This window comes from Candidatus Poriferisodalis sp. (genome assembly GCF_965237655.1).
Lineage (GTDB): Bacteria > Actinomycetota > Acidimicrobiia > Acidimicrobiales > Poriferisodalaceae > Poriferisodalis.
In genome coordinates, this window is sequence record NZ_CBDEGB010000002.1 from 2,037,619 (window position 1) to 2,050,116 (window position 12,498).

The 12,498-nt window shown below is 67.7% G+C and carries 10 protein-coding genes; 6 read left to right on the forward strand and 4 right to left on the reverse strand.

Features of this window, described 5'->3' with window-relative positions:
• The first annotated feature begins 18 nt into the window (after positions 1-18).
• Positions 19-1,143 carry a DUF418 domain-containing protein gene (locus tag ACPXYO_RS17650; RefSeq protein ID WP_423923317.1) on the forward strand — a complete coding sequence of 375 codons (1,125 nt, stop codon included), beginning with the start codon at positions 19-21 and terminating at the stop codon, positions 1,141-1,143.
• A gap of 42 nt (positions 1,144-1,185) precedes the next feature.
• Here the strand turns inward: ACPXYO_RS17650 and ACPXYO_RS17655 are convergent, their stop codons facing one another.
• Positions 1,186-2,097 (reverse strand): MBL fold metallo-hydrolase, encoded by a 912-nt coding sequence (locus ACPXYO_RS17655; RefSeq protein WP_423923319.1) that lies wholly within the window; start codon positions 2,095-2,097, stop codon positions 1,186-1,188.
• 58 nt (positions 2,098-2,155) lie between these two features.
• Between ACPXYO_RS17655 and modA the strand changes: the two genes are divergently transcribed.
• The 3 genes from modA to ACPXYO_RS17670 are packed head-to-tail and all read left to right on the forward strand — an operon-like array spanning position 2,156 to position 5,018.
• On the forward strand, positions 2,156-2,995 hold the full coding sequence (gene modA, locus ACPXYO_RS17660) for a molybdate ABC transporter substrate-binding protein (protein WP_423923321.1): 840 nt from the start codon (positions 2,156-2,158) through the stop codon (positions 2,993-2,995).
• The gene (gene modB / locus ACPXYO_RS17665) at positions 2,992-3,837 is read left to right on the forward strand and encodes a molybdate ABC transporter permease subunit (RefSeq protein WP_423923323.1); all 846 of its coding nucleotides are present in this window, start codon (positions 2,992-2,994) and stop codon (positions 3,835-3,837) included. The genes modA and modB overlap by 4 nt, the downstream gene beginning before the upstream one ends.
• Positions 3,834-5,018 carry an ABC transporter ATP-binding protein gene (locus ACPXYO_RS17670; protein ID WP_423923325.1) on the forward strand — a complete coding sequence of 395 codons (1,185 nt, stop codon included), beginning with the start codon at positions 3,834-3,836 and terminating at the stop codon, positions 5,016-5,018. The genes modB and ACPXYO_RS17670 overlap by 4 nt, the downstream gene beginning before the upstream one ends.
• A 109-nt stretch (positions 5,019-5,127) precedes the next feature.
• On the opposite strand, the gene ACPXYO_RS17675 is transcribed toward ACPXYO_RS17670, so the two are convergent.
• Positions 5,128-6,282, reverse strand: coding sequence for an NAD-dependent epimerase/dehydratase family protein (locus tag ACPXYO_RS17675; protein ID WP_423923328.1), 1,155 nt, complete (start codon positions 6,280-6,282; stop codon positions 5,128-5,130).
• A gap of 220 nt (positions 6,283-6,502) precedes the next feature.
• On the opposite strand from ACPXYO_RS17675, the gene ACPXYO_RS17680 reads away from it, so the two are divergent.
• The gene (locus ACPXYO_RS17680) at positions 6,503-7,204 is read left to right on the forward strand and encodes a hypothetical protein (protein WP_423923330.1); all 702 of its coding nucleotides are present in this window, start codon (positions 6,503-6,505) and stop codon (positions 7,202-7,204) included.
• A gap of 60 nt (positions 7,205-7,264) precedes the next feature.
• Here the strand turns inward: ACPXYO_RS17680 and ACPXYO_RS17685 are convergent, their stop codons facing one another.
• Both ACPXYO_RS17685 and ACPXYO_RS17690 read right to left on the reverse strand, forming a co-directional pair.
• Complete coding sequence (locus tag ACPXYO_RS17685; protein ID WP_423923332.1) at positions 7,265-9,562, reverse strand: N,N-dimethylformamidase beta subunit family domain-containing protein; 2,298 nt, start codon at positions 9,560-9,562, stop codon at positions 7,265-7,267.
• A 45-nt stretch (positions 9,563-9,607) separates the two neighbouring features.
• On the reverse strand, positions 9,608-10,015 hold the full coding sequence (locus tag ACPXYO_RS17690) for a rhodanese-like domain-containing protein (RefSeq protein WP_423923334.1): 408 nt from the start codon (positions 10,013-10,015) through the stop codon (positions 9,608-9,610).
• Positions 10,016-10,180: 165 nt separating this feature from the next.
• Between ACPXYO_RS17690 and ACPXYO_RS17695 the strand changes: the two genes are divergently transcribed.
• Positions 10,181-12,487, forward strand: coding sequence for a hydantoinase/oxoprolinase N-terminal domain-containing protein (locus tag ACPXYO_RS17695; protein ID WP_423923336.1), 2,307 nt, complete (start codon positions 10,181-10,183; stop codon positions 12,485-12,487).
• Positions 12,488-12,498: the final 11 nt, after the last annotated feature.

The following is a 12,498-nucleotide window of genomic DNA, read 5'->3' on the forward strand; positions in this document are numbered from 1 at the left end:
AGACTTCGACTGACTCCGATGCCGTCGGAGGCCTTGCCAACGCCGTCAAGTGAGCGGAATTCCACCCTCGATGCGGTGCGTGGCGTGGCGGTGCTCGGCATCTTGGTCATGAACGCCGTGTCGTTCGGCCTGCCCGCTGCGGCGTACACCAATCTCGACGCAGCCGGATCGCGCACGCTGCTGGACTGGCTCATCGGCGGTGCCGGAGAGATCTTTGCCGATCAGAAACTCATGGGTTTATTCTCCATGCTGTTCGGCGCAGGCATCGTGCTGTTCGCTGAGCGCGCCGCTGCGAAGGGTCGGCGCAGCGTGCTGCTGAGCCTGTGGCGCAACGCACTGCTGCTCGTCATGGGCGTGGTGCATCTGCTCGTATGGGACGGCGACGTGCTCACGGTGTACGCCTTGTGCGCCCCGGTCGTGCTTGCGCTGCGGCGACTGCCGCCCAAAGTGCTCTTCGCGTTGGGCGGTGCGTTCTACGCAGCAGTGGCAGTCATCTCCTGGAGCGTGCAATCGTCTCTGCGAAGCTTCTCCAGCGTCCTCATCGACTTCTGGCACTACGGCGACTACTACGACGTCATCGAGACATGGTTTCTCGCGGACTACTTCGGGCGAGCCTTGGGCGCCATGCTCATCGGCGTGGCGCTGTACCGGACGGGCGTCATCGGCGGCAACAAGGCGCCGTCGTTCTACCGCCGCATGGCGGCATGGGGCCTGGGCATCGGGCTGCCGCTGTCGGGTGCAGGTCTCGCGCTGATGGTGGGAACCGATTTCGACATCGACTGGGCCATCGCAGGAACCATCCCGAACACCGTCGCCACCGTGCCCATCTGTATGGGTTACCTGAGCTTGATCGTGCTGTGGAATCGCGGAAGCGATTCGCCAGCGCGTCGGCGCATCCGTGCCGCGGGACAGATGGCGCTTACGAACTACCTCACGCAGACTGCGGTGGGCATGGTGGTGCTTCGATGGCTGCTCGGTGACGTTTCGCTCACCCGCAGCAGCATCGCCATATTCGTGGTGAGCGTGTGGGCGCTGCAGCTCTGGTGGTCACAGGCGTGGCTTGCGCGATTCGGGTTCGGGCCCCTTGAATGGCTGTGGCGTAGTGCGACCTACCGTCGCTGGCAGCCTCTGCGCGCTCGCTAGCCACAGAGCGACGAGAGCCCGAGCGGGTGCCTTTGGGCTCGGCTACGACAGGATCTGCGTGGCCTCCATGTAGCCGGGCTCGAGGAACTCGACGCCGGGCGTGACGCGAGCCAGTTCGTCCGCGATGCTGGATGTGTCCGTGGGCACTGAGAACCCCGGCAGCCAGTTGTCGTGGTGACCGAGGATGATCTTGCGGGGCCGGAGCAGGTCGGCTTGACGGCCGATGAATTGGGCCAGCGAGCCCTGGATGGGCTCGCCGTCGATGTTTCCGCGGCCAGCCGCCGCGAGGATCGCCACATCAGGGCGAAGATCGTGCATCACCCCTGACCAGTGCCCCGAGGTGTCCTGGAACAGCACCGAGCCGTCGGGTGCCTCGATCAGGAACAGCAGCGCTCCCCCGTCGCCCCGATCGCTGTGACCGACTGCTGATGCCGCGATGTGCTCGCTCGTCGCTGGATCGACCTCGCTGGCCAGGTACTTCATCAGCTGGGCGAAGCGCTCCTGCTGTTCTTGCCAGGTGACGCCCAGGTCACCGAGGCACACCTCGCCAGGTTGGTGCATCTGGGTGTGCGACCACACGCAGGAGTGCTGGCTCGGGTACACCGACACGCGTACACCGTTCCCCCGGTCCCCCTGGCTCAAGTTGATCGTCTCTCCACCGGCTACGCAGATCATCCGGTCCGCTGGGATGCCGGCTTCGGCCATGAGCCGCACTGACTCGTACGAAGCAACCAGCGTGGCGTTGGTGTTGGCAACAATCCGCTCAGCGCCATAGAGGTGGTCGAAGTGGGAATGGCCCACGAGTACCCAGTCAGCCTCGGTGACATCGTCTGCCGAGAGCCCGGGTCCGACGGCGTTTTGTGCCCGGTCGATATATGCATCGAGAAAGATGGTGAGGCCTGCGGTGCGCAGCCGGAATGTTGCGCACCCGTACCAATCGAGCGTCGTAGCCATGGCCGGAACCATACGCCCGGGCTCAATGGCTCCGCGGGCCGGGCACACTGGCGCGACTATGGGTGGCTGCCGTAGGGGGAAATGCCGGGCTGCGACCCGTGTCGGTGCTGCGCTGGCGCTGCTGACCATGGCGACGCTGCCGTTCGTGGCCGGATGCATGTCGAGTCGCGACAGCGAACCGGCCAGGCCTCCAGACGCAGCACTCGACGGAAGCCTGCATGTCCTCGTTGCCGCCTCGTTGCTGCCGGTTGCCGAAATGCTCGCCGACGACTTCGAGCAGCTCCACCCCGGCGTGGACGTGCTGATCGCGGGGGCAGGAAGTTCCGCGCTGCGCGAGCAGGTACTCGCCGGCGCACCGGCCGACGTGTTCATCCCCGCTGACCCTGTCCATCTCGACACCATCCGCGACGAAGTCGGGTTGGCGAGCGCACCCGTCGTCGTAGCCCGAAACTCGCTGGTGCTGGCAGTACCGGCCGGCAATGACGCCGGGGTGACGTCGCTCGCCGACCTGGCCCGGCCCGAGCTGCTGATCGGGCTGTGCGCGGCCGAGGTTCCCTGCGGCGCTCTGGCCCGAACAGGATTGGCCGACGCCGGGATCGAACCGGTTCCGGACACCGATGAGCCGAACGTACGGGCCCTGATCACCAAGCTGGCCGCCGGTGAACTCGACGCCGCCGTGGTGTATGCCAGCGACACAGCCCCAAGTGCGGGAGTTGGCTCGCAGAACGGTTCCATCGTGAGTCTGGGCTGGACCGCCGGTGCAGCTCCTCGAACGTCATACGCTGCCGCAGTGCTGGCCGATGCACCAAATCGTGCAGCGGCCGAAGCGTTTGTGAAGTACCTGCAGACGAGTTCGGCGCGTGACGCGTTTTCTGACCACGGATTCGCCGCGCCATGACTGACGGAACGACTCCTGTGAGCAGTGGCCGCTCCGACGGACGAGTGACGCGCCGGGCGCAGCGGGACCTGCCGCCGTGGCCCGTGGCAGTTCTGGCGGCCGTCGGCGTGGTGCTGTTCGCCCTGCCCGTGGTTGGGTTGGCAGCGCGCACACCGTGGACCGGGCTCTGGACGCATCTGTCGAGCCGCTTCGTGGTGGACGCCGCAGTGCTCTCGGTGGTGTCGTCTGTTGCCGCCGCGATCGTCGCAGCGGCGGTCGGCGTTCCCTTGGCGTGGGTGTTGGCGCGGGTGTCCTTCCGGGGCCGTTCGGTGGTTCGAGCACTCGTGACGCTGCCGATGGTGCTGCCGCCGGTCGTCGGCGGCGCGGCGTTGCTGTTCGCGCTCGGTCGCCGAGGCGTCGTCGGCGGACCATTGCACGACGCCACCGGGTTGCTGCTGCCGTATTCGATCTGGGGTGTCATCCTGGCGAATGCGTTCGTCGCCACACCGCTCGTGATCCTCACCACCGAAGGGGCGCTGCGGAACCTCGATCGGCGCTACGAGGCGGCTGCTGCCACGCTCGGGGCGTCGCGGCTGCGCACGCTGTGGCGGGTCACCTTGCCCATGATCGGACCGGCACTGGGTGTTGCTGTCGTGGTGGCCTGGGCACGCGCTCTCGGCGAGTTCGGTGCGACCGTGACGTTTGCCGGAAACCTCGGAGGGCGGACCCAGACATTGCCGCTCGCGGTGTTCGTGGCACTCGAGGCAGATCGCGATGCTGCCGTTGCCATCAGCTTGGTCCTGGTGGCGCTGTCGCTGGGCTTGCTCATCGCCCTGCGGGACCGTTGGTGGCCGAGCCGATGACTCCCGCAGCACGCAACACAGCCGACGGCGCTCTCGATGCCGACATCGGGCTGCGGCGGGGTGATTTCGAGCTGGATGTCTCGCTGCGCGTCGAAGTCGGCGAGACGGCGGCGCTGCTGGGACCGAACGGCGCCGGCAAATCCACGATTGTGGCGGCGCTCGCCGGACTGCTACCGCTCGAAGGCGGCGGCGTCCGCCTCGCCGGCCGGGTCCTCGACGACCCGGCGGCTGGCGTCTTCGTCCCGCCCGAACAACGTCGCATTGGTGTCGTGTTCCAAGACCAAGTCCTGTTCGGGCATCTCAGCGCGCTCGACAACGTCGCATTTGGCTTGACCGCTCGCGGGATGCGCCGGGCCGAGGCGCGCGAGCAGGCGCAAGCGTGGCTCGGCGCAATGGACCTCCGCGACCTTGCCCAGCGCCGGCCCAAAGCGCTGTCGGGCGGCCAGCGCCAGCGGGTCGCGCTGGCCCGAGCGCTCGCTTGCCAACCCGACCTGCTGCTTGCGGACGAGCCGCTTGGATCGCTGGACGTCACCGCGCGTAATCGCCTTCGGCGCAACCTGGCAGCACACCTCAGCAGCGGTCGCAACGGCGGCAGCGTGACACCGGAATCGCTGCAGGGCGCTGAGAACGTGCCCCGATTGCTCATCACTCACGACCCCACCGATGCCTTTGTCCTGGCTGACCGCGTGCACATTCTTGAAGACGGTCGCCTCACCCAGTCGGGCACGCCCGAAGAGTTACGCCGGGCACCTGCCACCCCATACGCGGCCGACCTGTCAGGCATCAACCTGGTGCGAGGCACGGCGCAGGGCGGGGAGGTCACCGTGACGTCCGATGACCCCTCGACGGCGGGTCAGAGCCGCAGGCCAGCCACTGTGCTGCACGCCGCCGACACAACAGCGAACGGGCCGGTCCTGGCAACGATTCACCCGCGGGCGATCGCACTGCATCGCGAGCGACCCAGCGGCAGCCCGCGCAACGTGTGGCGCACGACCGCGGACGCCGTCGAGCCGCTGGGAGACATCACCCGCGTGTTGCTCGGAGCGCCGCTGCCGCTCACCGCCGACATCACGCCCGGCGCGGCCCACGAACTGCTGATCCGGCCCGGCACCGCCCTGTGGGTCTCGGTCAAAGCCACCGAGGTCGAACTGGCGCCCGACAGCCCGAGCCCGCGCGGCTGATGGCGCCGGCTCCGTTAGTGCCAGAAGGTCAAGACATCCCAGGCGTGACCCAGCGGTTTTCCTAGCCAGCGCCCTGCTCTTCGAACCACCCGCCTCATGGAGGCCGTTTCTAGCCGGAGCGGCTGACGGAAGTCCACCCCTTGTCGGCGCCGGGGCGATCGTCGAAGGCGGCGCTATAGCGGTCGACGAACCCGGGGTCGGCAGCTGCGGCGACGGTCGCCATGTCGGCATCGGTCATCGCAGACTGCCATGCCTCAATGAGTTGGTCTTCGGCCCCGTAGTCGAATCGATCGCCGATCGAACGTTCCATGGCACTGCCCGGCGCAGGGTGGTTGGCCTCGTCGGACAACCAGCGCGCAGTCTCAGCGAGACCCTCGACTGGGTCGATGACGTCGCGGTAGCCGAGCTGATACATCGCCTTGTCGCACCCGATCATCCGATGATGCGGGGTGCTGCGCAACGTCAGATGATGGCCGACGGCTGCATATTCCCAGGGAATCGACACGATCTCAAAGGTGTGATCCAGCGCGGCAGCGAGAATCTCCACCCATTGGATGAGCGTGGGCGTCCATTCGTCGGCAACGTTGTACGCCTCGTCAGCCGAACGCGCTCCGCCGTCAACGGTGGCTAACAGCATCGCTGCGGCATTGCGCGCGTGCGCCTGTCCTTGCAGGGTCGTGCCGCCATCGGGCAGCACGATGTGCTCCCGCCCGTCGAGAACGCGCCGCACGATCTTCCACTCGCGCGGGCTGATCTGTCCGGGCCCGTAGATCCAGGGGTACCGCAGGTGCGAGGCGGTGGGATGCTGCGCGAACACGACCTGCTCGGTCACGGCGATCTGGCGGACCTTGCGATTCACGCGGAACTCAGGCGGCTCGTCGGAAACCAGCCGATCATGCTCGCGGGTGGGCGCGCGCATCCCGGCAGGCCAGAGCGCATCGGCATCGCCCCAGCCCGAGTACACGGGGAACCCGCCGACGCTGACGAACTTGCTCACGCGCCCCGCCAGCACCTTGGCGATCTCCCGCAATCGCCCGTACATGACCGCGGCCAAGTCGTACTCCGCTGCACCCAGTGCGCCGGCGAATTGATCGGCGTCGAACGGGTCGGTATGGATGTGCTCGACAAGGTCGGTGATCTCGTCGACCTCGTGACGACCCGTGTGCAAGATCGTGACCCGGTAGTCACGTTCGAGCAAGCCCTTCACCACGTGCGGTCCGGTGGGACCGGTGCCGCCGACCACCAACGCCGTTCGTTCGCTCACGCCTTGACCTCCGTCTCACCCGTCGCCTGGCACCCGGACCGTGAGACGGCCCCACAGTCGATGTCGCTCGGGAAATGCCAATGTCCTGGCGACATTACGGCCCTGCCTGCGCAGCTCGCACCGAGACGCCCGCTGCGTCAATCGTGACGTCCCGTGATGCTCGCACCGTTCGCCGGTACGCTCCCGCAACGATGAACGCGAGTGTCAGCGGAACCGGGTCATGATCGAGTACAAGCGCGGTACTCGGGTAGTAGTGACCGAGGACATCTCGGGCGTCCCCGAAGGCACTGCAGGCAAATGCGGACGCGGTATCGGCTTCGCCATCAAGCGTTACCGCGTGCGCTTCGACAATGACGTCGAGGCCATATCTGTTGCGCACAGCAAGCTCGTGCCCGAGGGCGAATGGTCACAGTTCCTCGCCAAGCGGGCGCGTGCAGAGATCGAAGCAGCAACCGAACGCGCCCGGATTGCCGAGGCCCGTGCCGCCGCCGCCGAATCGCGCGGACTGCCCGCTGCAAGCGCAGAAGCACCGGCCACAGAGACTGCCCCCGAACCAGCACCCGCTGCCGAAGCCCCTGCGGAGACCTCCGGGAGCGACGAAGCCGGCGATCCCCGCTTGGCGGCTCTGCTCTCCCGTTCCAAGTCGGCACGTGCTGAAACCGGCGTCCCCGCTCCGCAGAGTCCCGCGACTGCAGCCTCGGAACCGGCCGCCGCCGAGCCAGCTCCCGCACCGGCCGCCGAGGCTCCACCAGAGCCCGCCGCCGCAACTGCGGCTGCCCGGCTAGCTCGCACCGCTGCTCCGTCAGGTCCCGAACGCGCCGAGATTCCCGAGTTCGTGCCAGGCCCCGAGGTCGATCCCGACTACACGCCTGCCGCGAACCGAGTCAGCGAGCTGCTGGGGCAAGTCCGCAAAGACGACTGAGCGGCAAACAGGCCCACACACACGAGGACCTGACCGCCCCAAGCGGCACAGCGAGAAACTTCAGTCAACGCCTGGCAGCGGGAACGGCTCGGGGTCTGCGAACCGTCGCACCACGTTGGCCGTGATGCGCGCGATGTCGTTGTCCAAACCGTCGCGGGCCAGCGCGCCGAACCACGAGATCGAACCCACCGAGAACACCGCTCCGCCGTTGGGCGTCTCGTAGAACACCATGTCCGCACGCACGTACGGATCGGGCGTAGGGAAGGAGATCGAGCCTTCGAACTCTTCCTTTGTGCGCAGCATGTCGGGCCCGAAGGTGGTTGCCGAAGCCAGCACCACAGCATGGTCGGGCGATCCGAGGCGAACGTCGTAGCGGTCGACCTCCTGGCCGGCTGCGCCGCCGCCGAGTCCTGACGTGCCGATGCGCTCGCCGGGCACCCCTTCGAGGACCCACGAGGCCCGCGAGCTGTCCGCACCCGGATCGCGCACGAAATACGTGGCCTTCTCGAAGCCCTGGGCGGCGAACCCGATGCCGCAGATCTCGTTGGGCGCCCGGCCTTGCCGGCGCCACAGCCCCCCGTACTCACCACCCCAGGCGTGGTAGCTCTCGCCCGGGCCGGTCTGCCAATTCCGCACGCCGTCCTCTGCCCGGCGCAGCTCGATGGCACCCGGCCAGTCGTCACTGAATGCCACCCGCCAATAGAAGCCATTGCCTCCCAGGTACATGAGCCGGCCGCCTTCGCGCTGCCAGTCCGCGAGCGCATCCAGCATGGCGGTTGACCAGTATTCGGGGTGGCTGCCGGTGACCAGCACGCGATAGGGCGCGATGGCGGCAATGCCCTCGTGATGCAGGTCCTCGTCGGTCACGATGTCGTGATCGACTTCAAGATGTTCGAGGAAGGCGTTGATGTCGGTGTCCGGAGTGAAGTTCCAGCCGTCGGCGCCGGGGCGGAGGTTCAGCACTGGCCGCAGGCGCGAGTTGAACATCACGCCGCTTCGATCAGGGTGCTTCTCGTAGTGGCTGCGTCCCAGTTGGGGATGGTCGCGGATGTACGCATGCTCAGGCCGCAGGCGTGTCTTGGTCGGGATGAAATCGGCGCCCTCGAACAACATCCGGTGGTTGGCGTAGGCCATGTAGGTAGCCGTCGGCATGAGCAGAGCCACATCAGCGGTCGGGGCACCTGGGGCGGGCCGGACGAAGAACGGCACCCGGTCCTCACCGGCGGAACTGCGCACCCGGAAGGCGTAGATCCCGCTCGGCAGGTCGTCAGGCAGCGTCGCCTCGACCGTGGTCTCCCACCCGGCGTCGTAGAGATCGTCGTGGTGGAAGTGCACTGCGTCGAAGTGCGCCGGGTTGTCGATCCAGCGGTGCGCCGAACCGTCCCATGCCGGCCCCGTGATGGCTCGCGTCGGCAGCTGGTGCAGCACGACTGGCCCACAGTTCGGGTTGCTCGCGGGAACTCGGCGCCCCGCCATGTCGGCGGCCAGATCCCACGATGCCGAGAAATCACCGGACCGCAGGATCGGCCGTGCGATGCGGCCGTCGAACCGTTCGCCTCCGGGACCCGCGCCCAGCCACAATTCGACCGGAGCCAGCGCAGCTGCGCCGACTGGCGCTCCCAGCACGGACGCGACTCGGACCCCGTGCCGGACACGGTCCTCGCCCGGAGATGCGTCGAGTTCGGCTTCCAGGTCCACGAACGTCATGTCACTCAGCCGGCCTGCCTCGACGGCATCGCGCCCTGGCGATTCGGAGCGCGCCGTGACCAAGGCCGCGCTCAGCGTTCCAGCTTCATTATCGAGCTCGACGTCGAGCAGGTACCACCGGTTGCGGGTCAACGGAAGCTCGTCAACCGTCACTCGCGTCTCGGTGCCAGCCGCCGAAGTTGATGCGACGGCGCGCCCGTCCACGAGGTCGAGCCGCAATACCTCGAACTCCGATGAGTCCCTCGGCGCGGCAGACGAGCGTGCGGTCAGCGTCGCGATGCGCGCCGGCCGATCGAGCAGGGTTGGCATCACCCAGACCCGTAGTCCAAGGCGCGGCGCGCTCGGCACGCCATCCACAGAAGCGACCCCGTACGAGCCAGGGGTGAGCGGCTGCTCGTCGAGCTCAACCGACCAGTTGTCGATCGCATCGACGGGACGCTCGTCAAAGCCTGGGCCGTAGCGGGTCGGATCACCACAGACGATCTTGGTGACATCGACCACAGCCGGGCCTGGCTGGTGAGTGGATGCCAACAGGTGGATGCTCTCGCCGGCGCGCAATGTCCATGGCTCGCAGTAGCCGAGGATCTGCTTGGGCGGGCCGGCGTCGGTGGGGGCGGGCGCGACGGCGCTGGACGCGGTTGACTCGGTCACAGTGTCGTACTGGGACTGTTCAACGGGCTCGGTTGTGTGCCGAGCTCAGCGCTGCGACCTGAACGTGTCGTAGTCGGTCACCGGCATGCCGTCGGCACGCCAGCCGCCGAAGCCGGTCACCACATGGCTGACCCGGGCAACGCCCATGTCCCCCATCGTGTCAGCGGACAGGGCCGAGCGGGCGCCTCCGGCGCAACACAGGATGAACTCGCGATCCTCGGTGAAGACCTCTTTGGTGTAGGGCGAATCGGGCGAGACCCAGAACTCGAGCATGCCTCGGGGCGTGTGCATCGAGCCCGGAATGGCGCCATCACGCTGCAGTTCGCGCACGTCACGGATGTCCACGATCAGCGCTCCCTGCTCGGTGACCCGTCGGTGCGCCTCCGCCGGCGAGATGTTGTCGATACGGGTCTTGGCCTCCGCGACCATCTCGTTGACTGACTTGACGCCCATCGGTTCCTCCTTGCGGCGCTGCATTCGGGTTCAGCCGGCGGCCATCGTTGCACCGCAGCGAAAGCAACGGGCGCCGTGCATGCAGTCTCACCGACGCGGGCGCCCGAGTCCACTCGGCCGGGCGGTCAGCACTCCCGAAGGGTTCGCGCTGGCACACTTGCGGCGGTGACAGAGCCGCTCCGAACGCCGCCAGGCCGCTTCTGTATGGGCGTTGACACCGGCGGCACGTTTACCGACGCGGTCGTCTATGACCACAACACGGATCGGGTGGTCGCGGCAGCCAAGACGCCGACCAGCCATGAGGACCTGTACGGCTGCGTCGTGGCGGCGATGACGAATGTGCTCAGCAGCAGCCACGTCAGCGCAAGCGACATCGGACTTGTGGCGGTCTCGACGACGCTGGCGACCAACGCATTGGTCGAGGGCGCTGGACGACCTGCCGGCCTAGTGGCCATCGGGTTCGAGCCCGAAGCGCTGACTCGCGTCGGACTGCGCCCCGGCACTGCAACCGGCACGAGCGAGGATCTGAATTCACGAGCAGACACCTCTCCCGCCGAGGGCGGACGCGATCGGCCGACTAGCAACCTCGCGACAGCGCCGGTCGTGATCGTGGGAGGCGGGCACAGCGCCCACGGTGACGAGCGCGACCCGCTCGACCTCGGCGAGCTCACACGAGCCATCGACCGAATCGACGCTTCTGTCGAGGCATATGCCGTCGCAGCGCAGTTCAGCGTCCGCAATGCCGCACACGAACTCTCCGCACGGGACGCGATCCGCGAGCGCACCGGCAAGCCTGTGACCTGCAGCCACGAGCTGTCGCCGCGGCTGGGCGGTCCACGACGAGCGGTCACGACCCTCCTCAACGCGCAACTCATCTCGGTGACTGCCCGCTTCACCGAAGCAATCCGTGCCGCCATGGGATCACTCGGGCTCGACGCACGGCTGATGATCGTTCGGGGCGATGGCTCGCTCGTCTCGGCCGAGTTCGTGGCACAGCGGCCGATCGAGACGGTGTTGTCGGGGCCTGCGGCCAGCGTGATCGGTGCCCGCCACCTCGCCGCATCGTCTGCGACGGATGCAGATGCACTCGACGCGGGCTGCCTTGTCGTCGACATCGGCGGCACGACGACTGACATCGCAGCGATCCGCAACGGCGCGGTCGTCCCTGCTGACGGCGGCAGCGACAGCGCCACTGCAACGGTCGGCGGTCACGCCACGATGGTCACGGCACTCCCGACGATGACCGTGGGCCTTGGCGGCGACAGCGAGATCAGCATTCCTCCCGACGGAGTCCTCGGCGAACTGGCCGTTGGTCCTCGCAGAGTGGTGCCGCTGTGTGTGGCAGCGCGACGGCACCCCGACGCAGTGCTGCCGATACTGCAACGTCAGCTTGAGGCCAAACGTCCCCTTGCAGAGTTCGGGGAGGTGCTGTTGCGGGCCGCGATCCCTGCGTCGACTGAGCACCTCGACGGTCTCGAGAACGAGGTGCTGCGGCTCGTCGATAGCGCCGGCGGCGCGCTGCCCTTGGAGGACCTGAAACGGTCGGCCCGCTGGCGCAGTGCCGTGGGAAGGCTTGAGCGCCGCGGCATGGTGCGACGCGCTGCATTGACGCCGACTGACGCCTGCGTCGTACTCGGGTTGGTCGATGCCGAATCGGTGGGCGATGCGGCCGCGGCCCACGCAGGAGCAGAGCTGTTCAGCCGCCAGCGCGACCGCTACGGCGTCAACGTCGGTACCGGCGCCGCCGACCTGTCCCGACGCGTGATGCGCTCCGCGCTGCGAGGCGCCGCTGAAGCGCTGCTCAGCGTCGCGCTCGGTGCGGACGGCATTGCCCCTGGCGAAACCAGGCGACCGCTTGCGCAAGCAGCTCTCGACCGCCGGCATCGCGACCTCGGGCGAACTACCGCCAGCGAAACCGGCAGCACTCACGGTGATCGCTCAGCCAACCCGCTGTGGGGCTTGCTCGAGCCCAGCGAGCAGCCGGGCGTGCCGGTCGCAGGCGATGTGGCATCGATTCCGGCTGATCCAACACCGCTCGCCCACCTCGGCGCAGGTGTCGCATCGCCAATCGTTGCCATCGGAGCACCAGCCCCCACCTATGCCCCGCTTGTTGCGGCACTGCTCGGCACCACTGCTGTGGTTCCAGCGCATGCCGAAGTGGCCAATGCAGTCGGTGCAGCTGTGGCCCGGGTCCGCATCACGAAACAGATCACCGTGACCGCGCCCCGTCGCGGCAGCTACCGGGCACATTGGGGCGACGATCCGCCGGTGTGGCACAACCTCGACGAAGCCCGCGAGTGGGCGACGACCCAAGCAACCGAAGCCGCCCAAGCCGAGGCCGCCGCAGCCGGCGCTCACGACGTAGAGCTCACCGTCAGCTGGGAAACGCGCACCGCCCCCAGCAACGGCCGCGAACTCTTCGTGGAGGCAACCCTGAGCGTCACCGCCGCCGGCCGCCCCTCACAGCACTGAAGCGCCCCGGC